The following is a 24,613-nucleotide window of genomic DNA, read 5'->3' on the forward strand; positions in this document are numbered from 1 at the left end:
CAACGCGCTCATACGATCTCCCTGTAGGTATCCGGCCTGGCCGGATCGAAGACCTCGTTCGCCCAGAACAGCGTGATGAGGTCGGCTCCGCCGACGTTGGTGATGCTGTGGGCCCACAGCGCCGGCATGTCCACGGCGACCGGCTCGCGCCCGCTGACCCGCAGGGTGACCACGTCGTCGTGCAGCACCCGCCGCAGCCGGATCTCGGCCTCGCCGCTGACCACCACGAAACGTTCGATCTTGTGCAGGTGGTAGTGCTGCCCGCGGGTCGCACCCGGCACCGTCGACGAGCAGAACGACTGCCCCGGCCCGCCGTGCGCCTTGACGGTCTCGACGAGTTCACCGCGCGCGTCGGCGTGCGTGGGCAGCGGCCGCGGCACCACCGGCAGGTGCGACCGGAACGTGTTGAACAGCCGCACGTCGAACCGGTCCAGCAGCACCGGCATCTCGCCGCCGGCGTACACGGCGGCGAAGCGGCCGATCCGTTCGGCCAGCTCGCCGACGTGCATCCGGCGACTCTCCACAGTGGAGGATGTGCCGAGCAGCAGGGAAGCGGCATCCGTGGCGTGCAACAGCTCCAGCTTGCGGTCCTCGCCGACCGACGGCTGTCCACCCTCGGCGTACACCCGGCAGAACGTCGCCACGACCGAGTTGTAGAAGGGCTTCCCGTGCTCCCCGAAGAGGTTCGGCAGCCGGACGTCCCGGAACCCGGCTCCGATGCGCGTGGTCGTCTTCGCCAGCGTGGCGGCGGCGAACGCCTTCGCGTCCCCGTACGGCGTGCCGTTGTCGGCCTGCACCGAGTTGGCGTAGACCACGTCCGGCGGCGGGCCGGGGACGCGTTCGATGCCGGCGGCGAGCCACGAGCCGAGCGTCATGTTGCCGGCGGCCACCTCGGTCGGGTCGCCGCGGTTGACGCCCGCGACGTGGACCACCAGGTCGACGCCGGTGAGCAGCGCCGCCAGCCGGTCCGGGTCCACGAGGTCGGCGCGCTGCAGCACGACCGGCTCCGGCCAGCCCAACGCCCGCGCCAGGACCCGCGTGTGCCACCCGAGGAACCCACTGCCCCCGGTGATCGCCCACCCGTTCACCGCTGTGCCCCGCTCAGTTGCTCCCCGCTCATCCCACACCCACCAGGGAGCGGGTCAATTCCGCCTGGACCTCGGGCAGCGTGCGCAGCAGGGCCTCTATCTCGGGAACGCTCAGCCGTGGCGCGCTCGCCGAGTCGAAGTCGTCGGTGCGGGCCACCTTCGGATCGCCCTGGTCGAAGAAGAGCGCGTAGTTGAGGTCCCGGGTGTCGACCGGCACGCGGAAGTACTCGCCGAAGTCGTCGGCGTGCGCCAGTTCCTCGGCGGTGGCGAGCGTCTCGGAGAACTTCTCGCCGTGCCGGATGCCGATCACCTCCAGTTCCAGGGTGATCCCGAACAGGTTGCACAGGGCCACCGCGAGGTCCCCGATGGTGCACGCGGGCGCCTTGCGGATGAACAGGTCCCCGGGCCGGCCGTGCGCGAAGGCGTGCTCGACCAGCTGCACCGAGTCGGCGAGCGACATCATGAAGCGGGTCATCCCCGGGTCGGTGACGGTCAGCGGCCGTCCCTCGCGCAGCTGGTCGATGAAGAGCGGGATGACCGAACCGCGGGAGTACATGACGTTGCCGTAGCGCACGCCGCAGACGGTGGTGCGGCTGCCGGGGTGGTTCCGCGCGTGCGAACGGGCGACCTTCTCCATCAGCGCCTTGCTCATGCCCATGGCGTTCACCGGCCGGACGGCCTTGTCGGTGCTGAGCACGACGACGGTCTTCACGCCGGCGCGCTCGGCCGCGTTGATGACGTTGCTGCTGCCGAGAACGTTGGTGCGCACGGCCTCCACGGGAAAGAACTCGCACGAGGGCACCTGCTTGAGCGCCGCCGCGTGGAACACGTACTCGACGTCCCGGCTGGCCCGCACCACCGAGTCGTAGTCGCGCACGTCGCCGAGGTGGTAGCGGATCCGCTCGTCGCGCAGTTCCTGGCGCATGGCGTCCTGCTTTGCCTCGTCGCGGCTGAGAACGCGCACCTCCGCGGCGCCGAGCGCGAGCAGCCGCCGCGCCATCGTGCGTCCGAACGACCCGGTCCCCCCGGTGATGAGGAACCGCCGTCCGTGCATGTCGGATTTCATTGGGCCCCCTACAGGTCGGCGAGTTGGCGGGCACGGCGGCTGAGCGCACCGGCCACCACCTCGATCACGTAATCGACGTCGGCCTCACTGAGCCCGGCGCCGCTCGGCAGGCACAGCCCCTGCCGGAACAGCCGGGCGGCCACGCCGCGGTCGAGCGCGGGCGCGGCGGCGTAGACCGGTTGCAGGTGCATGGGTTTCCACACCGCGCGCGCCTCGATCCCGTGCGTGGCAAGGGCCATGCGGAGTTCCTCGGCGGTGGAGCCGCAGCGCACCGGGTCGATGGTGACGACGGTGAGCCAGGCGTTGCCGGTGCCGTAGGCCGCCTCGGGCATCAGGTCGACGCCGGGCACCTGGCTGAAGAACGCCGCGTACTGGGCCCGGATCGCGCGCTTGCGCGCCACGATCTCGGGGAGCCGGGCGAGCTGGGCCCGGCCGAGCGCGGCGGGCAGGTTGCCGAGCCGGTAGTTGTAGCCGACCTCGGTGTGCTCGTAGTGCGGTGCCGGTTCGCGGGCCTGGGTCGCGAGGTGCCGGGCCCGGGCCGCCCGCCGCGGGTCGTCGGTCAGGAGCGCCCCGCCGCCGCCCGTGGTGATGATCTTGTTTCCGTTGAACGACAGCACGCCCAGCTCGCCCTGCGCCCCGGCCGGCTGCCCCCGGTGGAACGCCCCCAGCGCCTCCGCGGCGTCCTGCACGATCGGCACGCCGTGCGCCCCGCACACCTCGCGCAGGGCGTCGTAGTCGGCGCACTGGCCGAAGATGTCCACCGGCACCACGGCCGCGGGCGGGTCCTCCCGATGCCGGGCCAGGTAGTCGGCGACGAGTTCGGGATCCATGGTCCACGTGTCGGGATGGCTGTCGACGAAGACCGGCGTCGCGCCGGTGTAGCGCACGGCGTTGGCCGTCGCGACGAAGGTGAGGCTCTGCACCAGCACCGAACGGCCGGCCGTGGCGCCCACCAGTTCCAGCGCCAGATGGAGGGCGGCGGTGCCGGAGGCGACCGCGACCGCCTCGCGCACGCCGGTGGTGGCGGCCAGCTCCCGCTCGAACGCGTCGAGGTCGGGGCCGACCGGCGCGATCCACCCCGAGTCGAACGCGCGCAGCAGGTACTCGCGTTCGAGCGGACCCACGCTCGGTGCCGACAGGTGCATCGTGGCCATCTCTGTTGTCTCCTTGACCGGTACGATCCGGTTTATACATTTTTCGAGCGGGGGGAGCGGCAAATGGAAGAGCGTCCGTTACGTCTGCTGCTGGTCTGCCACGCCAATGTGTGCCGGTCGCCGCTGGCCGAACGCCTCGCGCGGGACGCGTTCGCCGCGCGGCTGGGCGCGGGAGCGGCCGAGATCTTCAGCGCCGGCACGCATGCGACGCCCGGGCGGGCCATGCACGAGCACAGCGCCGCGGTGCTGCGCGAACGCGGCATCGACCCGGAGCGGTTCGCCACGCGCCTCGCGACGCCGGGCCTGCTGGCCGCCGCCGACCTGGTGCTGACGGCCACCCGCGCCCAGCGGGCGCACTGCGTCACGATCGCGCCGAGCACGCTGCGCCGGACGTTCACGATGCGGCAGTTCGCCCGGCTGGCCGAAGCGGTTGCCCCGGAACGACTTCCGGCCGTCGCCGCGCCGCTGCGGCGGCTGCCGGCACTGATGGACGAGATCGTGGTGGCCCGTTCGCGGCAGCAGGGATCGACCGACGCGGACGATCTCAAGGACCCGCTGAACTCGCCGATCGAGGCGTTCCGGGAGTGCGCCAAGGTGCTCGACGGCGTGGTGGACGTGCTGGTGACCCGGTTCGAGACCGGGGTGGCACCGGGAGCGATCCACGTTCACTAGCTCCTTATTTCCGAATTGCCCAATAATAGCTTCATATATGGAGCTACCGTGGCAAATCGGACTAGGGGGCTCCGATGGGATACGACTACGGGAAACGGCTGATCGACGTCGTCGGTGCCGCGTCGGTGCTGGTGTTGAGCGCTCCGGTGCAGGTGGGCGTGGCCGCGGTGATCCGGCTGCGGATGGGCCGGCCGGTGCTGTTCCGGCAGGTGCGCCCCGGGCGGGACGGCCGCCCGTTCGAACTGGTCAAGTTCCGCACCATGCGCACCGGTCCGGGAGCGGACGGCGAACGGCTCACCCGGCTCGGCCGGTTCCTGCGCGCCACCAGTCTCGACGAGCTGCCGACCATGTGGAACGTCCTGCGCGGCGACATGAGCCTGGTCGGGCCACGCCCGTTGCTGATGTCCTACCTCGAGCGCTACTCGCCGGAGCAGGCCCGCCGGCACGAGGTGCGCCCCGGGGTCACCGGCCTGGCGCAGGCGCGTGGGCGCAACGCGCTCTCCTGGGAGGAGAAGTTCGCCCTCGACGTCTGGTACGTCGATCACCGGTCGCTGCGGCTGGACCTGCGGGTGCTCGTCGAGACCGCCGTGGCGGTGGTACGCCGGAAGGGCGTGGTCGCACCGGGCGCGGCGACCATGACGGAGTTCCTGGGCAACGCCCGGTAGAACTAGTCTTGTCCGATATATCCTCATATGCATGGCAGTGGACAAGCTTCAGACAGTCTTCTCTGAAACGCTCGGCCTTCCCGCCGAGGTGGACTGGTCCGCCCTGGCGTACCGGAAGGTCCCCGAATGGGACTCAGTCGCGCACATGCAACTCGTCGGTGAGATCGAGGAGGCGTTCGGCGTCATGCTCGACACCGCCGACGTGCTCGGTATGAGCAGCTTCGCGGCCGCCCGCGACATCCTGTCCAAGCACGGCGTGGCCGCGTGACCGGCCTGCGTCTCGACGGCCGGGTCGCGCTCGTCACCGGTTCGACCCGGGGGATCGGCTGGTGCACCGCGCGTGCGCTCGCCGCTCACGGTGCCACGGTGATCGTGAACTCCCGAGCGGACGCCGAAGCAGCCAAGGCCCGCGCCGCCGAGCTGACCGAGGCACATTGCGTTCCCGCGGATGCTCTCGCCTGTGACGCCGCGGACCCGGAACAGATCCGGGAGGCCTACCGCCGGATCTTCGGCACCCACCGGCGCCTGGACATCCTGGTCAACAACGCCGGGATCCTCGAGGACGCCCTCATCGGGATGATCTCCGACGACCTGGTCGAACGGGTGCTGCGGGTCAACACGTTCGGCCCGCTGCACCACCTTCAGGCGGCGGCCCGCCTCATGCGGCGCCACGGCGGGGGCGCGATCGTCAACCTCACCTCGATCATCGGCACCCACGGCAACGTCGGACAGGCCGTGTACGGCTCGGCGAAGGCCGCGGTCGTCGGCCTGACCCGTTCCGCCGCGAAGGAACTGGCCCCGCACGGCATCCGCGTGAACGCCGTGGCGCCCGGCCTCATCGACACCGACATGACCCGCGGCATCCCGCCGGAGCGCTACCGGGAACTCGTCGACGGGATCGGTATGGGCCGCGTCGGCACACCCGAACAGGTGGCGAACGCCGTGCTGTTCCTCGCCGGCGACCTGGCCGCCTACATCACCGGGCAGGTGCTCGGCGTCGACGGAGGGATGCGGATCTGATGTCCCTCCTGGTGCGCTTCGACGATCTGGAGCCGGCGCTGATCGACGGCGTCGACGGCGCGGTCCTGACGCACGCCGCGCTCGCCGCACGGGTCGAGCGGCTCGCACCGGTTCTGGGCAGCCGGCGGTGTCTGGTCTTCGTGTTCGCCGACCCGAGCGTGCACACCGCCGTCCACTACCTCGCCGCGATCGAGAACGGGCACGCGGTAGCGCTCCTGGACGGTTCCGCGCCGCTCGGGCCGCTGCTCGCGCGGTACCGGCCGGAGGTCGTGGTGCATCCGCCGGGCACGCCACCGCCGGACGGGTACCACGCCGCGGGCGACGGGCTCGCGCGCTCCACCGCCCAGGGCGAGCCGCCGCACCCGGACCTCGCCGTGCTGCTCACCACCTCCGGCAGCACCGGCAGCCCCAAGTTCGTGCGGCTCTCCCGGGAGAACATCGCGTCCAACGCGGCCGCCATCGCCGCCTCGCTCGGCCTGACCCGGGCCGATCGCGCGGTCTCCAGCCTGCCGCTGCACTACAGCTACGGCATGTCGGTGCTGCACTCCCACCTGTGGTCCGGCGGTAGCGTCCTGCTCACGCCGCCCGACGTGCTCTCCCCGGACTTCTGGGCGACGGTCCGCCGGCACGGCGTCACCTTCTTCGGCGGGGTGCCGGCCACCTACGAGATCCTGCACCGACTGCGGTTCGACTTCACCGACCAGCCGGCACTACGCGCGCTGACCCAGGCCGGCGGCCGACTCTCCGCCGATCTCGTCAACGACTTCGCCGCCCGCGTCGGTGGCCGGTTCTACGTCATGTACGGGCAGACCGAGACGTCGCCGCGGATGACCTGCCTCCCCCCGGAACGCCTGCCCGACAAGCCCGGCTCGGTGGGGCCGGCCCTGCCCGGCGGCACGCTGACCGTGCGCGGCCCGGACGGGCTGCCGCTGCCCGCGGGCCGACCCGGCGCCGTCCACTACACCGGCCCGAACGTCATGCTCGGCTACGCGCACGAACGCGCCGACCTGAGCCTCGGCGACGTGCAGGGCGACACGATCGACACCGGCGACCTCGGCCACCTCGACGACGAGGGCTACCTGTACGTCACCGGCCGGACCCGCCGCATCGGCAAGCTGTTCGGCACGCGGCTCAACCTGGACGAGGTCGAGGGGCTGCTGCACGGGCACGGACCGGTCGCCGCCGTGAACGCCCTGCCGGACGAGCTGACGCTCTTCTGCGCGTGGGGCGACCCGACCCGGTTCGCCGACGCGCGGCGCAGCCTCGCCAGCACGCTGCGGCTGCCACCCCGGGCCCTGCGTTTCGTGCACGTCGACACCCTGCCGGTGCTGGCCAGCGGCAAGACCGACTACCGCCGGCTGGCCGAACAGGCGGCGTCGTGAACCTCCTGGACCTTCCGCAGTACGGCCTGCCGCAGGCCGAGAAGGAACTTCTCCTGCGCGCCGAACTCGACCGGCTCACCGAACACCACCGGGCGCACTGCCCCGAGTACCGCCGCCTGCTCACGATCTTCGGTTCGGCGCGGGGGACCGGCATCGCCGGCGTGCCGTGGCTGCCGGTGTCGGTCTTCAAGACGCACCGGCTGCTGAGCGTCCCGGAGTCGGAGGTCTTCAAGACCATGACCTCCAGCGGCACCACCGGCCAGCGGGTGAGCCGCATCGTGTTGGACCGGGCCACCGCGCAACGCCAGGCGCAGGCACTCGTGGCCATCATGGCGACGGTGCTCGGCCCCGACCGGTTGCCCATGCTCATCGTGGACAGTCCCGCCGTGGTGGGCGACCGGCGGCAGATGAGCGCGCGCGGCGCCGGTGTGCTCGGCATGGCCGCGCTCGGTCGTCACCACACCTACGCGCTCGACACCGACATGCGGGTCGACGTCACCGCGATACGGCGCTTCCTGGAACGCTTCGGCGACCGCCCGTTCCTGATGTTCGGCTTCACGTACATGGTGTGGCGGCACCTGGTGACGGAACTGGGCGCCCAGGCGGATCTCTCCCGGGGAGTGCTTGTCCACAGTGGAGGGTGGAAGGCGCTCCAGGCGCAGGCGGTCGACAACCCGACGTTCAAGCGGGTCCTGCGCGAACGCTTCGGGCTGACCCGCGTACACAACTTCTACGGCATGGTGGAGCAGGTCGGCAGCGTCTTCCTGGAGGGCGACGACGGCTACCTGCACGCGCCGAACTTCGCGGACGTCCTCGTGCGTGACCCGGTCACCTGGGAGCCCGCCCCGAACGGCACGGTCGGCGTCCTCGAGGTGGTCAGCGCGTTGCCGACGAGCTACCCGGGACACGCCATCCTGACCGAGGACCTGGGCGTGGTGCACGACGCAGGCGACCCGGCGACCGGCTGGGGCGGCACGCGGCTGTCGGTCGTGGGTCGTCTGCCCAGGGTCGAACTGCGCGGCTGCGGCGACACGCACGCCGTCAACACGGGCGCGGCGGCATGACCGCCCCGGCCGTCCTCGCCGAGCCGCAGGCGGGACCCGACGGGACGGCCGCGTGGATGCGGGCGACGCCCACGGGACGGCCGTTCGACGCGGAGACGGTGGAGTTCGCGGGCGCGCTGTCGCGGCGGCTCGGCCGGGCCGGCGGGCGGGTCCCGGAACTGCAGGCGCTGGCGTACTGGACCCGGCCCGGTGAGATCCGCCGGCTCGCGGCCGATTTCGCGGCGCTCGAGAACGACGGTTGCCTGCTGGTGCCGCGCGGTACCGTCTTCCACGTTCCACCGTCCAATGTGGACACCATTTTCGTGTACTCCTGGCTGATGTCGGCACTGGTCGGCAACCGCAACGTCGTGCGCCTGTCGGACCGCGCCGGCGGCCACACCGAACTGATCGTCGGGCTGCTGCGGGAGTTGCTGGACGAGGGCTTCGACGGCGTGCGCGACGCGCTGCGCATCGTGCGGTACGGCCACGACGACACCTGGACGGCGGCGCTGTCCGCGGCGTGCGACCTGCGGGTCATCTGGGGCGGCGACTCCACTGTGGACACCATCCGGCGCAGTCCGCTGCCGCCGCACGCGACCGAGCTGACGTTTCCGGACCGGTTCTCGCTCGCCGTGATGCGGGCACCGGCGTACCTTGCCGCACCGGACCGCGACGCGCTGGTCTCGCGGTTCCGGGCCGACGCGTACATGTTCGACCAGCGGGCCTGCTCCTCGCCGCGCCTCGTGGTCTGGGTGGGCAGCCGCGCCGAGGCGGCACTGGCCTCGGAGGACTTCTTCGGCCGGCTGGCGACACTGGTCGGCGCGGGCGGCTACCCGGTCGACGGTTCGCTCGCGGTCAGCAAACTCGGCTACGTCTACGGAGCGGTGCTCGACCAACCTGTGTCGGCGTGCCGCTGGTACGACAACGCCCTGGCGGTGCTGACGGTGGAGCGGTTCGGGCAGCCGCGCCGCGAGCACTGCGGTGGCGGCGTCTTCCACGAACTGCGCCTGGACGCACTGAACGACCTCGTGCCGCACATCGAACGTCGCGACCAGACGATCGTGCACCACGGGTTCACCGGGGCGGAGCTGACCGGCCTCGTGCGTGCGTTGAACGGCCGCGGCGTGGACCGGATAGTGCCGCTCGGCCAGGCGCTCACCTTCCAGCGGGTGTGGGACGGGCACGACCTGTTGCAGGCGTTCACCAGGCGGGTCACCGTCTCGACGGCGGAGGTGCTGCCCGGATGAACCCGATCGTGATCGTCGGGGCCGGTGGGTTCGGCCGCGAGGTGTGCGCGTACGCCGCCGATCTCGGTTGGCCGGTGGCCGGCTTCGCCGACGACGAGCCGCGGGCGCTGGACGGGTTCACGCTGCCGGTGGGTGTGCTGGGACCCGTGGACGCCGTCGACATCACGCCGGCGACGCGGTTCATCGTCGCGGTGGGGGATCCGGCGTTGCGGCACAAACTCGCCGCCGCCGTCATCGGGCGCGGCGGAGTGTTGGGCACACTGGTGCACCCGCGCGCCTACGTGGCCGCCGGCGCCCGGCTCGAACCGGGCTGCGTGGTCTGCCCGTTCGCGTTCGTCGGCTCCGGTGCACACCTGGCGGCGAACGCCGTCGTCAACATCCACGCCAGCGTGGGGCACGACGCGACGGTCGGTGAACACGCGGTGCTCTCGCCCTTCGCCGCCGTGAACGGCCACGCGTCGATCGGCGCGGCCGCGTTCCTCGGCACACACGCGACCGTGACGCCGGGCCGGCGGGTCGGCACGGGCGCGAAGGTGAGCGCGGGATCCGTGGTGCTGCGGGACGTGCCGGCCGGCGCGCTCGCGGTCGGAAACCCGGCCCGCTCCCGGGTGATGTTCCCCGATGCTGGCTGACGCCCTGGCCCTGCTCACGGGCCTGCCCGCCCCGGACGGGTTCGGGGTGGGCGTGGACGTCGAGGAGGTGGACCGGTGGGCGGACCCGCCACGCGGCCTGTTCACCGAGGCGGAGCACGCGCACTGCCGCTCGATGGGGCGGCCGGCCGAGAGCTACGCGGGCCGATGGTGTGCCAAGGAGGCGACCGTCAAGGCGCTGGACCCGTTCGTCCGGGTGTCGCTGCGCGACGTCGAGATCGGCGTGGCCGCCGGTGGTGCCCCGGTCGTGCGGGTGCCGTGGAACGGCGCGGTGCGACTCTCCATCGCACACACGGAACGCATCGCCGTCGCCGTGGCGATAGCCGTCCCGGCACTTTCGCGCACGGACTGTGTCTGAATTGCTACTTTATGTGAGTGATCGACCGATTGGACGATGCGATAGACGCCGAAGGCGGCGGGGGCGCCCCTGAGTCCCGACCCCACCGCGAGCGGCGCCGGCGGCGGCTGCGCAGCGTCGCGCTCCTCCTCGTCGGTCTCCTTCTCCTCGCCGGAACCCCGGTGCTGTGGCTGGCCGTCCAGGTGCGCGACACGCGTACCCACCTGCTCGCGGCGGCTCAGCTCGTCCCGGCGCTTCAGCTCCAGTTGCAGACCGGCGACGCCGCGCAGGCCCGGAACACCCTGAACGAGCTGCGGCGGCACACGAACGCCGCGCGCGCGGGCGCCGACGACCCCACGTGGCGCCTGGCGGGGAGGTTCCCGTGGGTCGGTCACGACGCGTCGACCGTCCGGACGATCGCCGCCACGCTTGACGACCTGGCCGACGACGGGCTGGCCGCGCTGCTGGAGGCGGCCGGTGAGCTGCGCCCGGAGACGCTTCTGGCCGGCGACGGCCGGATCGACGTGGACCGGCTGAGGGCCGCCGCGCCGCACGTGGCGCGGGCCGACGCCGCGGTCCGCCGCGCACGCGACCGGGTGGTGACACTCGACCCGGCCGGGCTTCGCCCGCAGGTGCGCGACGCGGTGACCCGGCTGCGCGACGGGCTCGACAAGGCCGCGGGGATCACCGCGGCGGCCGTCACGCTGACCGGCCTGCTGCCGGGCATGCTCGGCGCCGACGGGCCGCGTACCTACCTCGCGATGTTCCAGAACCCCGCCGAGGTGCGGGCGACCGGCGGAATGCCCGGCTCCTTCGTGGTGCTGCGGGCGGATGCCGGCCGGATGGAGTTGACGAGCCAGGGTTCCACCGCGGTCGTGCTGCCTCCGTTCGAGGCGCCGGTCGTGCCGGTCGCGCCGAACATGCGCGCCCTCTACTCCGACAAGCTCGCCGTCTACCCGGCGAACGTCAACCTGACGCCGTACTTCCCCTACGCGGCGAACACCCTGCGGGAGATGTTCCGCCTGCGCACCGGTACCACGGTCGACGGTGTGCTGGTCACCGATCCGGTGGTGCTCGGCTACCTGCTCCGCGCGACCGGGCCGGTGGAGGTGCCGGGCGGGCCGGCGCTCACCGCGGACACGGCGGTGCGGACCCTGCTGTCGGATGCGTACCGGGTGTTCGGCGACGATGACGACGCCCAGAACAGGTACTTCGGTGCCGCGGCGCGGGCGGCGTTCACCGCGCTGGCCGGCGGTGCCGCGTCCCCGGCCGCCCTCGTCGCGGCGCTGCGCCAGGCCACCGCCGAACGCCGCATCCTGATCTGGAGCGCGCGCCCGGAGGAGCAGAGCCTGATCGCCGGCACGGCGCTGGAGGGTGCCCTGCCGCCCCGCGACGGCGACCGGCCCACGATCGGGCTGTTCCTGAACGACGGCAGCGGCGCCAAGCTCGGCTACTACCTGCGCCAGCGCGCCGAGGTCGGCTACGAGTGCCGGCCGGACCGCCGGATGCGGCTCACGCTCTTCTTCGAGCTCTCCTCCGAGGCGCCGACCTCCGGCCTGCCCGCGTCGGTGCTGGGCCTCGGGCTGGCCGGCAACCCGTACACGGCCCGCACGATCGTGTCCGCGTTCAGCCCGACCGGCGGGGCCTTGGAGTCGGTGACCCTCGACGGCCAGCCGATCCGGGTCAGCAGCGGCACGGAGCAGAACCGGATGGTCGGGCGGATGCTGGTCGACGTGCCGGCGGGAGGGGCCAGAGCGCTCGAAATCACCTTGCTCACCGCGCCTCTGCCTGAGGCGGCACGCTGGCGGACACCGACGCTCCGTCTTACACCAACCGTCGAAAAAGCGGCAGTAAATGTGAAAAATACGGACAAGTGCGCGAGTGCGTAATAGCCTCATCTTCGGCAAATTCACCAACCACAAATCGGGCAAATCGTCCCGAGATGCCTGAGGGGGAGCCTTGCGGGTACATCGGCTACTACTTGTTCTCGCCACCGCCGCGACCGCGCTGTTCATCGCCGCACCGGCCGGTGCCGCGCCCAGCGCCGATCCCAGCACCGACACGAGCGTCGGGCCGAGCACCGACCCGAGCACCAACCCCTACCCCGACAACACGCCGCAGACCAATGTGGACAAGCCGGCTGTCGCCGCCGGGGGTCAGATCGAGTTCAGCGGCACCGGCTTCTGGCCGTTCGAGGAAATCGCCATCGACGTCACCTTCACGTCGACGACCGCCGGGCTCAAGGAACACGCGAACGGGGCGTTCGTCGTCGCAGGCCTCCCCGTGCCCCGGGACTACATCACCTCGGTGCAGGCCGACGGCAACGGCAGCTTCTCCGTGATGCTGGACCTGGAACAGGTGGGTACCGCCATCCTGAAGGCGTCCGGCGCGCAGTCGGGTGCCGTTCTCACGGAGACCGTGACGGTCGTCGCGGCCGCCGCTACCACCACCTCGAGCGCGCAGCTCGCCGTGACCGGCCTCAACCCGCGGGTCGGCACCGAGGTGATCGGTGGCGCCGCCGCGATCGCGGTGGGTGCGTTCCTGGTCTGGTTCGCGTTCCGCAAGCGCCGGCGCGGACAGTTCGAGTCGTAAACGCGGTGTCGATGCAGCGAGGGGTCCGACCGTCACGGTCGGACCCCTCGACGTTCGTCCACGGGGACGCAATCCGACGATCCGGGGTTTTGCCGCGGCCGCGTTCCAGCGACCATGGTGAGTACTCGACTACGGAGCGAATGGGAGGCTGCGTGGCCGGACGGCTGACGGATCGTGTGGTGGAGGTGTCCGCCGGGAACAACGGCGCCCGTGGCACCGGCGTTCTCGTCGCCGAGCGGCTGATCCTGACGGCCGCCCACGTGGTCCGCGAGGGGCCGGTGTGGGTGCGCCTGTCCGGCGCCACCGACCCGTTGCAGGCCGACGAGCAGCCGGCGTCCGTCGCGTGGGACGGTTCCGCGCGCGGGCTCGACGCCGCGCTCCTGGAGATTCCGGTCGAACGGTGGGAGCCACCGCCGGGCGGCGTTACGCCCCTGCCGTTCGGGCGGATCCTGCGGCGCACCGGCGAGATCGGTGCCTCCGTGCTCGGGCTGCCCGGCACCAGGGGCGGCGGCTCCGTCCCGGCGCTCATCTCGGCGGCCGCACTGCCCGGGCGTTCCCGCCGGGGAAGCGTGACCTCGGCGCGGCATCAGGTGACGCTCGCCGGGCCGGGCGCGGACGCCCGTGGGCCCGGGGGAGCGCGGCCCGACTGGTCGCCCGGCAGCCCGGTGATCTGCGCCGACCCGCGGATGCCCGACGCGCAGCACCTGCTCGCGCTCGTCGTCGCCGAACTGCCCGACCGGCGGGCCGACCGGTTCGCGGCCGAACCGGTGTGGCGGCTGCTGCGCGTCCCGGACTTCGTCGCCGCCGTCGAACGGGTCATCGCCGGCCCGCACACCACCGCGGTCGAGCTCGACCCCGCCCTGCGGGAGCCCGTAGCGCCGCCCCCGTCGCCCGCCGCGCTGCTGAGCGCGTCCGCGGCATCCGTCGAGTTCTACGGCCGCGAGGCCGAACTCGGCGCGCTCGACCTGTGGTGCCGCGGCGGTGGCGTACGCGTCGCGTTGATCCACGGGCCGACCGGGCAGGGCAAGACGCGGCTCGCCGCCAAGCTGCTGGCCGACCAGCTCTCCGCCGGCTGGGTCGGCGGCTTCCTGCGAACGCCCCCGGCGCTCGGCCCCGCCGCCCAGGCCGCACTCGCCGAACCCGCCGCATCCGTGCTGCTCGTCGTCGACAACGCGGACATGTGCGCCCCGGCCGAACTGGCCGACCTCCTGCGCGACATCACCGGCGGCACCGACGCGGGGGTGCGGGTGCTGCTGCTGGCCCGTTCGGCCGGCGGCTGGTGGCGGGACCCGGGGCAGGACCCCCGGGTGCGCGACGCGCACGTGATCTCCCTCGGCCCGCTGGACCCCGAACCGGACCTGCGCGCCGCGGCGTACCGGCAGGTGGCGTGGCAGCTCGCGGACGCGTTCCACCGGGTCTTCGCACGGCACGGCGTACCCGGAGCGGAACGCCTGCCGGAGGTCGCGATGCTCCTGCCCGACCCCGACGACCTCGCGGATCCCCGGTACGCACACGCGCTGACGGTGCAGACCGCGGTCGCGACCCGGCTGCTGGACGCGGTGCGCCCGACCGCGGAGGGCCAGAGCTGGGCCGCCCGGCTGCTCTCCCACGAGGTCGAGTACTGGCGGGACACGGCCACCCGGCACGGCGTCAAACTGGGTGACCGGGCCCGCCTGCAGGCGGTGTGCGCCGCCGCGCTGTGCGGGGCGCAGGACGCCGACGAGGCCCGGCGGCTGCTGGCCGCCCTGCGGATGATGCCGGCCGACCGGACGCTGCGCGAGAAGGTCTCGACCTGGCTGCACGAGCTGTACCCGTCGCCGGACGGGGCCTACTGGCAGCCGCTGACCCCGGAGCGCTTCGCCGAGGAACTGGTCGGCGCCGCCCTGCGCGGCCCCGACCCGCTCGTGGACGCCCGGCAGCTGAACGCCGTCGCGGCGGCCGCCTTGGACGGCCAACGGCACCGGATGCTGACCGTGCTGAGCCGCGTCGCCGCGCACGACGGCCCGACCGCCGGCCTCCTCGCGGCGCTGGTCAGCGGCTCGGCCGAACTGCACCCGGTGGCCCGCCGCGTCGCCGCGCAGGTGCCCGACCCGGAACCGCTGCTGCGCGGCCTGCACCCGCCGCGGGAACAGCCGCCGGACGAGGTGTTCATCTACGTCGTCGCGCACCACGGCGGCCGGCGCCGCTGGTGGCACCTCGCCGCCGAACGCACCCACGACGGGGTGCGCCTGCCCGTGGTGACCGCGGCTCGGGACGGGCGGCGGCTGCACCTGCGTTCGGTGTTCCTGTCGCCGCGCCAGCTGCCGGGCGCCGCCGCACCCGATCCGGAGCACCTGGAGGTGCTGCTCGGCCAGGTCGTCGAACCCATCTGGGGGCTGGCCGACGCCGGCGACGAGCACGGGGAGTTCGGGCCGGCGACGGTGCTCATCGCGGCCGATCCGCTCGTGTACGCGACCCCTGGCGGCGCGGTCGACGGGACCGCCGCCGCCGACCTGGACGACATCCTGGGCCGAATCGCGCAGCCGCCCGCCCCCACCCCCGCGCCCCGGAAACCACCGGCGAAGGCCGCTCCGGAATCGTTCCGCTGGTTCTGAGGCGGCGCGCGGCGTCCATCGGTAGCGTGAAACTCATGGACGGCATGGCGGCGGGGCTGCTCCTCGCGGCGGGCGGGGGCACCCGGTACGGCACGCCCAAGGCCCTGGTCGAACGCGACGGCCGGCTACTGGTCGAGACCGCGCTGGAGACGCTGGACGAGTGCCGGCCGCAGGTCGTGGTGCTCGGCGCCGCCGCCGAGAAGGTCGTCCGCCGCGCCTACCTGGGCGAGGCGCTGGTCGTCGTCAACCAACAGTGGACCAGCGGCGTGGCCTCCTCGCTGCGGGCCGGCCTGGAGGCGTTGATCCCGACGGCCGCGGAGGCGGTGGTCGTCATGCTGGTCGACACGCCGGGGATCACCATCGAGGCGGTGCGGCGGATCGCGGCGTTCGAGTGCCCGCAGGCGCTGGTGTCGGCCACGTACGGCGGCGAGCCGGGCCATCCCGTGCTGCTCGGGCGCGATCACTGGGGGCCGATCATCGCCGAGGCGCACGGCGACGAGGGCGCCCGGGGGTACCTGCGCCGACACCCCCGGCTCGTGCGTCACGTGCCCTGCGACGACATCGCCGACGGCACCGACCTCGACTCACCCGCCGACGCGCTGGTCCCGTTCCAGACCTTCTAGAGGCGGGCGACGGCGGCCTGGAGGACGTCCAGGCCGAGCGACCCGAGGTTGAGGGCATCCCGGTGGAACGCCTTCAGGTCGAACTCGCCCGCCTTACGGACCTTCGCCTCGTCCCGCGCCTGCAGCCAGATCCGCTCGCCCAGCTTGTACGCCGGCGCCTGCCCCGGCCAACCCAGGTAGCGGAACAGCTCGAAGCGCAGGTTCTCGTCCGGCACCCGGCAGTGCGCCCGCATGAACTCCCAACCCAGCTCCGGCGTCCAGATCTCCCCGGGGTGGAACCCGAACGGGTTGTCGGCCGGCACCTTCAGCTCCAGGTGCATGCCGAGGTCGACGATCACCCGCGCCGCCCGGAACGCCTGCCCGTCCAGCATTCCCAGCCGGTCGCCGGGGTCGGCGAGGTAGCCCAGCTCGTCCATGAGGCGTTCGGCGTAGAGCGCCCAGCCCTCGCCGTGCCCGGAGACCCAGCACAGCAGCCGCTGCCAGCGGTTGAGCAGCTCCGCGCGCACCGCCGTCTGCCCGATCTGCAGGTGGTGCCCGGGAACGCCCTCGTGGTACACGGTCGTGACCTCGCGCCACGTGGAGAACTCGTCGATGCCCTCCGGCACCGCCCACCACATCCGACCCGGGCGGCTGAAGTCCTCGCTCGGCCCGGTGTAGTAGATCGCCCCGTCGGAGGTGGGCGCGATGCACGCCTCGATCCGGCGCACCTGCTCCGGGATGTCGAAGTGGGTGCCGTTGAGCTCGGCCATGGCCTGCTCGGCGAGGGCCTGCATCCAGTCCCGGAACGCCTCCTTGCCGTGGATCGTGCGCGCCGGGTCGGCGTCGAGCGCCGTGACGGCCTCGTCGATGGTGCCGCCCGGGACGATCTTGTCCGAGACGGTGCGCATCTCCGCCTCCAGGCGCGCCAGCTCCTCGAACGCCCACGCGTAGGCCTCGTCGAAGTCGACCTTCGCGCCCAGGAAGTACTGCGAGTTGAGCCGGTAGCGCTCCAGCCCGGCGGCCTGATTTTCCTTGCCGAGCGGCGCCATGTCCCGCCGCAGGAACGTGGCGATCCCGGCGGTCGCCTCCCGCGCGGCGTCGGCGCCCCGGTCCAGGTCGGCGACGAGCGCCGCGGGCAGCCCCGGGTTGGCCCGCTTGACCCGGTCCACGAGGGCGTGGAAGAAGTTGTCCCGCTCGCGGTCGACCCAGATGTCGCACTGGTTGGCGACCTCGACCATCTGCGTGCGGGCCACCACGTGGCCGCCTTCGGCGGCGCGGCGCAGCGTCACCCGCCAGGCGTCCAGCGCGCCGGGTGCGCCGGCCAGCCGCGCGGCGATGTCGGCGGCGGCCTGCGTGCCGTCGGTCGGCATGAGGTCGAAGATGCTGCGCACGGAGTGCAGCGGGCTGGCGATGACGTTCAGCTCGCTCTCGGTCTCGCCCGCGTCGTACATCGCGAGGGCGAGGCCGAGCCGCTCCTGCATGGCTTCCTGCGCGACGCGTTCACGCTCGTCGACGGGGCGCACGGCGTCGATGCGGGCGAGCGTGCGGCGGTCGTGCTCGGCGCGGGCGGCGTAGCCCTCCGGGGAGAAGTCGGTCAGCCGGTCGTCGTACCCGGCGATGCCCACGAATGTCGCGCCGATCGGTTCCAGTGCAGCCCATTCGTCGACGTACCGGTCGGCGATCTCATCGATTTCTCCCACGATCGCGACCATACGGTATGTGCCGGGATCCGCGAGTCGAAAAGCATCCGTCGGGCGGGTCGCCCAAAGGGTGTTTCACGCCTCCCGGGTGACGCGTTACGGCTCGCGGATGATCTTTCGATTTTTCCCGCCCGATCGATGCGCCGCTGTCCACGCCAGCAGGTCGTCGGCGGACCAGGTGTTGACGATGCGCTCGGCCGGGACGCCGCAGGCCACCGCCCGTTCGCAGCCGAAGCGCTGCCAGTCGAGCTGACCCGGCGCGTGCGCGTCGGTGTCGATGGAGAACCTGCAGCCCGCTTCGAGCGCACGGCGCAGCAGCCGCTTGGGCGGGTCGAGCCGCTCGGGGCGGCTGTTGATCTCGACCGCCTTGTCGTGCCGCGCGGCGGCGGCGAACACCGCGTCCGCGTCGAACGTGCTCTCGGCCCGCCCCTTGCCGCCGCCCCGCCGGCCGCGTTCGCCGCCCCTCCCGCCCTTCGACTCCTCCTCGCCTTCCTTCGCCGTCGGCTGGGAGGAACGCGGCAGCAACCGCCCCGTGCAGTGGCCGAGGATGTCCAGGTGCGGGTTGCCCAGGGCGTTGACCATGCGGCGGGTCATCGTGGGGGAGTCGTCCTTCAGTCCACTGTGGACGGAGCCGACCACGACGTCCAGCCGTTCGAGCAGTTCGTCGGTCTGGTCCAGCGAACCGTCGGCGAGGATGTCCACCTCGATGCCGCTCAGCAGCCGGAACGGGTTGTCCAGCGCGCGCAGGCCCTCGTTGATCGCCGCGACGACGTCGAGCTGCCGGCGCAGCCGGTCGGCGTCCAGCCCACGCGCCACGGTCAGCCGCGGGGAGTGGTCGGTGAGCACGAGGTACTCGTGGCCCAGTTCGATCGCGGCGGCCACCATCTCCTCGATCGGGGAGCCGCCGTCGGACCAGTCCGAATGGCTGTGGCAGTCGCCCTTGAGCGCCGCCCGCAGCGCCGCGGTCGCCTCGTCGAGGTCGGTGCCGGCCGTCGACTCCAGGCGGCGCAGGTAGACCGGCTCCTCGCCGGCGAGCGACTCGGCGATGCACTTCGCCGTCACCGCGCCGACGCCGGGCAGGTCACCGATGGTGCCGGCCGCCGCGCGCGCCGCGAGGTCGTCCGGCGCCAGCTTCCCGAGGGTCGCCGCCGCGCCGCGGAACGCCCGGACGCGGTAGGTCGCCTCGTGCGCCCGTTCCAGGAGGAACGCGATGCGGTTCAGGTCGGCGATCGGATCACGCGGAGCCATGCGCACACGCTAGCGGGCAGTACCGTGGCCGGCATGCGAACGATCGACTGGGTCGACGGTGTCATCGAGATCATCGATCAGACCGCGCTGCCGGGGGAGACCACCGTGCTGCGCCTGTCCACAGTGGACGAACTCATCGACGCCGTGCGGCGCCTGGCGGTGCGCGGCGCGCCGGCGCTCGGGGTGGCGGGTGCGTTCGGCGTGGCGCTCGCGGTGTCCACGCAGCCCGACCCCACGCGGGCGATCGAGGCCGTCGCCACGGCCCGCCCCACCGCGGTGAACCTGGCCCGTGGCGTGCGTCGGGCCGCCGCGCGGGTGCCCGAGGGGTTCGACGCGGTGCTCGCCGAGGCCGAACGGATCCGCGACGAGGAGATCGCCAGCTCGGTGGCGATGGCGAAGCGCGGCGCCGACCTGGTTCGCGAGCTGTGCGGAGAACGCCCGAAGCTGCTGACCCACTGCAACACCGGTGCGCTCGCGGCGGTCGAGATCGGCACGGCGCTCGGGGTGGTGCTCGAGCTGGCCGAACGGCAGCAGCTCGCGGGTGTCATCGCCAGCGAGACCCGGCCGCTGTTGCAGGGCGCCCGCCTCACCGCCTGGGAACTGCGTCGCGCCGGCGTGCCCTACCGGGTGGCGGTCGACGGCGCGGGACCGTTCCTCATGGCGCGGGGCGAGGTCGACGCGGTGATCCTGGGGGCCGACCGCATCTGCGCCAACCACGACGTGATCAACAAGATCGGCACCTACTCCCACGCGCTCGGCGCACGGGCGGCGGGGATCCCGTTCATCGTGGTGGCGCCCGAGTCCACAGTGGACGAGGAGACGCCGAGCGGCGCGGACGTGGAGATCGAGGAGCGCGGCGCGGCCGAGGTGGCCGGCGACCTTCCCGCGGCGAACCCCGCCTTCGACGTGACGCCCGCGTCGCTGGTGACGGCAATCGTCACCGAGTCCAGAGTGATCCGCCCATAGTAGGCCCGCGCCGATCTTGCAGTTGTGGCGCCCGGCATGTCCGACCTGCGGGTGATATGCGCCCACCACAACTGCAAGATCGGCGTGCCGGCGGCGCCGACGTCCGTCCGCGCGCCGGCCGCGTGCCCGGCGCCTCAGGCCGGGCGGACCGCCACCACCGTCCGGCGGGCGGCGTCGACCGTCGTCACCCAGCCGCCGGCGCGCCCCAACGCGCGCAGCGCCGACGGGTCGGCCCGCATCGGCTCCGGCGTGCCGGGCGTCACCGGCCACCGCGAACGTGCCGTGTAGCCGGGGGTCAGCCAGGGTTCCAGCGCGGCGATCGGATCCGGGCCGTCCAGCGCCGCGCGGGCGGCCTGCAGGTCGGCGATGACCGCGTCGAGCGTGTGCCGGGCCGCCTCGGCGTTGCCGCCGCACATGGCCGCCACGAGCCCGGGCCGGCTCGCCGCCACCCGGGTTCCGTCCCGGAACGAGCCGGCGCCGAGCGTGAGCGCGAGGGGGTCGTTCGCGGCGTGGCCGGCAAGCGAAGCGGCCAGCAGGTGCGGCACGTGCGAGACGGCAGCCACCGCGCGGTCGTGCTCGTCGGCCGTCGTCGGCACCACCCGCGCCCCGATCGCCGTGAACAGCGCCGCCAGCCGTAGCCAGTCGTCGAGCCCGGTGCCCTCCTCCAGGCACAGCACCCAGGCGCAGCCGTCGAAGAGTTCCGCCTCGGAGGCGCCGAACCCGGAGCGTTCGCGGCCGGCCATCGGATGCCCCCCGACGAAGCCGGCGAGGGACTGGCCCGCGGCGTGCAGCGTCTTGGCGGCCAGTTCCCGAACGGGCTGTTTGACCGAGGTGACGTCGGTGACGAGGCCGCTGTAGCCGGAGGTCGCCAGTTCGCCGAAAATCGCCTCCACGGCCGGGAGCGGGACCGCGAGCAGCACCACGTCGGCGGGGGAGACCGCGTCGGCGACGGTGCCCGTGACCTGCCAGCGCGCCCCCTGCGGGGCCCGGGCGGCGGCGGTGCGGGCGGTCGCGCGCGTGGTCGGGTCGGCGTCGTACCCGAGCACCCGGTGTCCCGCGGCGGCGAGCGCCCGCAGCGCCGAACCGCCGATCAGCCCGAGGCCGATGACCGCGATGTCGAGGGGTTCCGCGCCGTTCACGCCAGAACTGTGTCACATCGGCCGTCCGGCCGACGCGCCTGGCCGAACAGCGCATCTCGCCCAGAGTGTCCTAAAAGGGTGATTTGTGGGGGTAACGTACCCCACGTGCTCACACGACGAACTAAAGCGCGTCTGGCCGTGGTGTCCGGTCTGATCGCCGCCGCCGTCCTCGCCATGGTCACCGCCACGCCGGCGAGCGCCGAGGTTTCCGCCGACCCGGTCGCCACGCCGACGTTCAACGGGACGGTCCATGCCGTCGCCACCAAGGGCAACATCGTTTATGTCGGGGGAACGTTCACCGCGGCGCTGGTCCGGGGTAAGTCCGTACCGCGCAGAAGCCTCGCCGCGCTCGACGTGAACACCGGTGCCCTGCTCGGCTGGGCGCCCACCGCCGACCGCGCCGTGCGCGCCATCGCCGTCGACGGCGACAACGTCTGGATCGCCGGCGACTTCCAGTACGTCAACGGGCAGAACCGCGACAGCCTGGCCAGACTCAACGGCACCACGGCCGCGCTCGACCCCGTCTCGCACAAGATCTCCGGCGGTTCCCCGCGCACGCTGGCCGTCGGGCACGGCCGGCTGTACATGGGCGGCCTCTTCACCACCGTGAACTCCGCCAACCGGCGCAACCTGGCGGCGTTCTCCCTGGCCACGGGGCAACTGTCGAGTTGGGCGCCGCGCACCGACGACATCGTCAACTCGATCGCCGTCACCGCCAACCGCGTCTACCTCGGCGGCGGCTTCCACCGCACGAACGACATCAGCTCCACCGGCCGCCTCATCGCGGTCAAGCCCGACACGGGCGCCGTCGACCTGGGGTTCCGTCCCCAACCCGACGCCGAGGTCTACTCCGTGGCCGTCACCGAGAACCGCGTCTACGCCGCACTCGGCGGCCGGGGCGGCAAGGGTCTCTCGTACTCCACGAACGGCCGCGCGAACTGGGCCGTCACCACCGACGGCGACCTGCAGGCGATCACCGTGCTCGGCGATGCCGTCTACTTCGGCGGCCACTTCGACAACGTCTGCCGCACCTCCCGGAACGGCGACCACGGCGTCTGCCTCGACGGCGCGGTCCGGCGGATCAAGTTCGCCGCGGTCAGCGTGGACGGCAAACTGCTCCCCTGGGCCCCGAACGGCAACGGCGTCCGCGGCGTGCTCGCCATGGCCGCCGCCCCGGCCGCCGACGCGATCGTCGCCGGTGGGGAGTTCACCACGGTGGACGGCCGGGGCCAGCAGCGCTTCGCGGTCTTCACCGACTGAACCGCCGTCGCGCTCCACGAACGTGCACGGATCGATCGGGCACACGGCTTGCGGGCCGTGCGCCCGATTCGTGCGCAACGCGAGATAGGCTTCGCCTGGTGGACGGTACGGGTGTGACACGGCCTCACCGGCCGGACGGCGAACCGGGCGCGGCCGGGTGGCAGCCGCCCGACTCCGGCCCCGCGACCTCACCGGCGCAGCCCACTGAGTCGTCGGACTCCGCCAGCGGTGCGGAGTCGGCCCCGACCGGATCGGGCTCCTCCGCCGCTTCGCCCTCCACATCTGCGTCGCCCGCCGAGCCGGCACCTCTGGCGGCGTCCAGCGGTCCCGCGTCGTCCGCATCCTCGGCCGCGCAGCCCGTCCCCCCCGCCGCGTCGTCCACGGATCCTGCGTCGCCGGCTTCCTCTGCCGTGGAGCCGGCCGCGTCGTCCGTCGCTCCCGCCGTGCCGGAGTCGTCCGCCGGGCGGCCCGTCCCGCCCGCCGGGTCGGTGTCGCCCGCAGCAGCGGCTGCCGGTCCTGTCGCGCAGGACTCCTCCGCCGGGGAATCTGCCTCGCCGGCCTCGGCCGCAGAGGCACCCGCCGCTCCTGCGTCGCCGGCCCCGCCGGCCGGGCGGCCCGTCCTACCCGCCGCATCTGCGTCGCTCGCGGATCCTGCGTCGCCGACCTCGCCGACCTCGCCGACCTCGCCGGCCGGGCCCACCGGCGACGCCGAGCCCGAGCGGGTCGGCCCCTTCCCCCCGTCGCTCAGCCACCCCGGCCTGCGCCGGCCCGGCGCCCGCCCCGGCCCGGTGGCTCCCCCAGGCGGCCCTCAGCGCCCAGCGCCGCTGCCGGGCGGCCCGCAGCACCCGGCCCCGGGACCGGCGGGCCGGCCCGTGCCACCCGGCCAGGCGGCGAGCTTCACCCCGCCACGGGGACCGTCCGTCCCACCCGGCGCGCTGCCCCCGCCACCCGCGCACTATGCCGGTCCCGGCGGCCCGTCCCGCGTCCCGTCGCCGCCCGGCAGCCCGCAGTCGAGGCCCGCTCCCGGCGGCCGGACCGGTGCGTTTCCCACCGTCGCAGGCCCCGCCGGTCCCGGCCGCCCGCCGGCCCCCGGTCGCCACCCCGGCGCTCCCGGGCATCCGCCCTACCCGCCGGGCTCCCAGACCGGCCCGATCCCGACCTCCGGCGCCCACACCGGCCCCAACCCGATGACGGGCGCCTACACCGGTCCCGTCCCGACGAGCGGCGCCTACTCCGGCCCGATGCCCTCGACGGGTCCCCGCCCGCCGGGCGGCCCGGTCCCTCCCGGCGGCCACGGAGCTCCCCCGCCTGCGGGCCCGCTGCCTCCCGGCGGCCCGGGCGCCCATCCGCACACAGGCCCGATTCCGCGCGGCGGCCCCGGCGCCCATCCGACCACCGGACCGATTCCACCCGGCGGCCCGGGCGCTCACCCGGCCACGGGCCCGATTCCGCGCGGCGGCCCCGGCGCTCACCCGGCCACGGGCCCGATTCCACCCGGCGGCCCCGGTCCGGCTCCGCGTGGCGGCCCCCGCCAGGCCACGGGTCCAGTTCCGGCCGGCGGCCAGCATCCCGCCGGCGGCCCCGCACACCAACAGCCGACCGGTGCACATCCTCCGGCCAATGTCCACACCGGACAGTGGCGCGTCCCCGGTTCCCCGCCTCCCCCCGGTGCGACCGCCGCGTTCCCGGCGGTGCCGGCGCCGGGGCACCAGCGCATCGGTCTCCCCGGAGGCCCTCCACCGGCGCGCCCGGGCCCGACCCGGCCGATGGGCAGGTCCGACGCACCCGAGGCGTGGGACCCGGCCAAGCAGGCCCACTCCCAGCGCCCGCCGTCGGGCCTGTTCCCGAGCGGCCCGCAGCGCCCCACCTATCGGGAGCCGTTCCCGGTGCGGGCGGGCCGCTTCTCGGTCGGCCTGCTCGCGGGCACGCTGTGGATGGCGATCTTCGGTCTGCTGGGCAGTTCGGCCCGCTCGTACGCGTGGTGGACGATCATCGCGGCGGTGCTCGCCTGGCCGGTGCTGGCCGTGCTGACGAAGTTCGGCGATCGGGGGGTGGCCGTGGGGGCGGCCATCGCGACGGGGTTCGGGCTGGGCGTGGCCGGGTTCCTCGTGGCGATGCGGTGGAGCGACGGTCAGTGGCTTTTGTGGTGATCACGGATTTCCCCAGTGTGATCGGCATATTTCCCGGG

23 protein-coding genes are annotated in these 24,613 nt (G+C 73.3%); 16 read left to right on the forward strand and 7 right to left on the reverse strand.

Going from position 1 to position 24,613, the window contains the following annotated elements; all coding sequences use genetic code 11:
* Nucleotides 1–8 precede the first annotated feature (8 nt).
* Genes Val02_RS42695 through Val02_RS42705 form a run of 3 tightly spaced genes read right to left on the reverse strand, consistent with a single transcriptional unit; the run spans nt 9 to nt 3,308 of the window.
* A complete protein-coding gene (locus Val02_RS42695; protein WP_203905075.1) occupies nt 9–1,088 on the reverse strand; it encodes a polysaccharide biosynthesis C-terminal domain-containing protein in 1,080 nt (359 codons plus the stop codon).
* 28 nt (nt 1,089–1,116) lie between these two features.
* A complete protein-coding gene (locus Val02_RS42700; protein WP_239153771.1) occupies nt 1,117–2,154 on the reverse strand; it encodes an SDR family NAD(P)-dependent oxidoreductase in 1,038 nt (345 codons plus the stop codon).
* 8 nt (nt 2,155–2,162) lie between these two features.
* Nucleotides 2,163–3,308 (reverse strand): aminotransferase class I/II-fold pyridoxal phosphate-dependent enzyme, encoded by a 1,146-nt coding sequence (locus tag Val02_RS42705; protein WP_203905076.1) that lies wholly within the window; start codon nt 3,306–3,308, stop codon nt 2,163–2,165.
* A gap of 63 nt (nt 3,309–3,371) precedes the next feature.
* On the opposite strand from Val02_RS42705, the gene Val02_RS42710 reads away from it, so the two are divergent.
* From Val02_RS42710 to Val02_RS42770, 13 genes are all read left to right on the forward strand, one after another.
* The gene (locus Val02_RS42710) at nt 3,372–3,980 is read left to right on the forward strand and encodes an arsenate-mycothiol transferase ArsC (RefSeq protein WP_203905077.1); all 609 of its coding nucleotides are present in this window, start codon (nt 3,372–3,374) and stop codon (nt 3,978–3,980) included.
* A 74-nt stretch (nt 3,981–4,054) separates the two neighbouring features.
* Nucleotides 4,055–4,645, forward strand: coding sequence for a sugar transferase (locus Val02_RS42715; protein ID WP_203905078.1), 591 nt, complete (start codon nt 4,055–4,057; stop codon nt 4,643–4,645).
* A 31-nt stretch (nt 4,646–4,676) separates the two neighbouring features.
* Complete coding sequence (locus Val02_RS42720; protein ID WP_203905079.1) at nt 4,677–4,913, forward strand: acyl carrier protein; 237 nt, start codon at nt 4,677–4,679, stop codon at nt 4,911–4,913.
* A complete protein-coding gene (locus tag Val02_RS42725) occupies nt 4,910–5,665 on the forward strand; it encodes an SDR family NAD(P)-dependent oxidoreductase (protein WP_239153772.1) in 756 nt (251 codons plus the stop codon). Before Val02_RS42720 ends, Val02_RS42725 begins: the two co-directional genes overlap by 4 nt.
* A complete protein-coding gene (locus tag Val02_RS42730; protein ID WP_203905080.1) occupies nt 5,665–7,047 on the forward strand; it encodes an AMP-binding protein in 1,383 nt (460 codons plus the stop codon). Before Val02_RS42725 ends, Val02_RS42730 begins: the two co-directional genes overlap by 1 nt.
* Nucleotides 7,048–7,052: 5 nt before the next feature.
* The gene (locus Val02_RS42735; RefSeq protein WP_373318046.1) at nt 7,053–8,111 is read left to right on the forward strand and encodes a LuxE/PaaK family acyltransferase; all 1,059 of its coding nucleotides are present in this window, start codon (nt 7,053–7,055) and stop codon (nt 8,109–8,111) included.
* Nucleotides 8,108–9,337, forward strand: coding sequence for an acyl-CoA reductase (locus Val02_RS42740; protein WP_203905082.1), 1,230 nt, complete (start codon nt 8,108–8,110; stop codon nt 9,335–9,337). The genes Val02_RS42735 and Val02_RS42740 overlap by 4 nt, the downstream gene beginning before the upstream one ends.
* The gene (locus tag Val02_RS42745) at nt 9,334–9,969 is read left to right on the forward strand and encodes an acetyltransferase (protein ID WP_203905083.1); all 636 of its coding nucleotides are present in this window, start codon (nt 9,334–9,336) and stop codon (nt 9,967–9,969) included. The genes Val02_RS42740 and Val02_RS42745 overlap by 4 nt, the downstream gene beginning before the upstream one ends.
* Nucleotides 9,959–10,345 carry a holo-ACP synthase gene (locus Val02_RS42750; RefSeq protein WP_203905084.1) on the forward strand — a complete coding sequence of 129 codons (387 nt, stop codon included), beginning with the start codon at nt 9,959–9,961 and terminating at the stop codon, nt 10,343–10,345. Before Val02_RS42745 ends, Val02_RS42750 begins: the two co-directional genes overlap by 11 nt.
* Before the next feature lie 17 nt (nt 10,346–10,362).
* Nucleotides 10,363–12,213: a DUF4012 domain-containing protein gene (locus Val02_RS42755; RefSeq protein ID WP_203905085.1), complete on the forward strand. Its 1,851-nt coding sequence runs from the start codon at nt 10,363–10,365 to the stop codon at nt 12,211–12,213.
* 70 nt (nt 12,214–12,283) lie between these two features.
* The gene (locus Val02_RS42760) at nt 12,284–12,916 is read left to right on the forward strand and encodes a hypothetical protein (RefSeq protein ID WP_203905086.1); all 633 of its coding nucleotides are present in this window, start codon (nt 12,284–12,286) and stop codon (nt 12,914–12,916) included.
* 152 nt (nt 12,917–13,068) lie between these two features.
* Nucleotides 13,069–15,510, forward strand: coding sequence for a trypsin-like peptidase domain-containing protein (locus Val02_RS42765; protein WP_203905087.1), 2,442 nt, complete (start codon nt 13,069–13,071; stop codon nt 15,508–15,510).
* A 35-nt stretch (nt 15,511–15,545) separates the two neighbouring features.
* Nucleotides 15,546–16,133, forward strand: coding sequence for a nucleotidyltransferase family protein (locus Val02_RS42770; protein WP_203905088.1), 588 nt, complete (start codon nt 15,546–15,548; stop codon nt 16,131–16,133).
* Here the strand turns inward: Val02_RS42770 and Val02_RS42775 are convergent.
* Nucleotides 16,130–17,812, reverse strand: a complete 1,683-nt coding sequence (locus Val02_RS42775; protein WP_203905089.1) for a DUF885 domain-containing protein — start codon at nt 17,810–17,812, stop codon at nt 16,130–16,132. The two genes, Val02_RS42770 and Val02_RS42775, sit on opposite strands and share 4 nt — an antisense overlap.
* A 96-nt stretch (nt 17,813–17,908) precedes the next feature.
* Nucleotides 17,909–19,060 (reverse strand): PHP domain-containing protein, encoded by a 1,152-nt coding sequence (locus Val02_RS42780; RefSeq protein ID WP_203905090.1) that lies wholly within the window; start codon nt 19,058–19,060, stop codon nt 17,909–17,911.
* Between the two features lie 33 nt (nt 19,061–19,093).
* Here Val02_RS42780 and mtnA point away from each other — a divergent pair, with 33 nt between their 5' ends.
* Nucleotides 19,094–20,026, forward strand: a complete 933-nt coding sequence (gene mtnA, locus Val02_RS42785) for an S-methyl-5-thioribose-1-phosphate isomerase (protein WP_203905091.1) — start codon at nt 19,094–19,096, stop codon at nt 20,024–20,026.
* A gap of 134 nt (nt 20,027–20,160) precedes the next feature.
* Here mtnA and Val02_RS42790 read toward each other — a convergent pair whose 3' ends face one another.
* On the reverse strand, nt 20,161–21,165 hold the full coding sequence (locus tag Val02_RS42790; RefSeq protein ID WP_203905092.1) for a prephenate dehydrogenase: 1,005 nt from the start codon (nt 21,163–21,165) through the stop codon (nt 20,161–20,163).
* A 138-nt stretch (nt 21,166–21,303) separates the two neighbouring features.
* Between Val02_RS42790 and Val02_RS42795 the strand changes: the two genes are divergently transcribed.
* Complete coding sequence (locus tag Val02_RS42795; RefSeq protein ID WP_239153773.1) at nt 21,304–22,425, forward strand: NHL repeat-containing protein; 1,122 nt, start codon at nt 21,304–21,306, stop codon at nt 22,423–22,425.
* Nucleotides 22,426–22,549: 124 nt separating this feature from the next.
* Here the strand turns inward: Val02_RS42795 and Val02_RS42800 are convergent, their stop codons facing one another.
* Nucleotides 22,550–22,807 carry a hypothetical protein gene (locus tag Val02_RS42800; protein WP_203905094.1) on the reverse strand — a complete coding sequence of 86 codons (258 nt, stop codon included), beginning with the start codon at nt 22,805–22,807 and terminating at the stop codon, nt 22,550–22,552.
* Between the two features lie 1,384 nt (nt 22,808–24,191).
* Here Val02_RS42800 and Val02_RS42805 point away from each other — a divergent pair.
* On the forward strand, nt 24,192–24,575 hold the full coding sequence (locus tag Val02_RS42805; RefSeq protein WP_239153774.1) for a hypothetical protein: 384 nt from the start codon (nt 24,192–24,194) through the stop codon (nt 24,573–24,575).
* Nucleotides 24,576–24,613: the final 38 nt, after the last annotated feature.

It is taken from the genome of Virgisporangium aliadipatigenens (genome assembly GCF_016863615.1).
Lineage (GTDB): Bacteria > Actinomycetota > Actinomycetes > Mycobacteriales > Micromonosporaceae > Virgisporangium > Virgisporangium aliadipatigenens.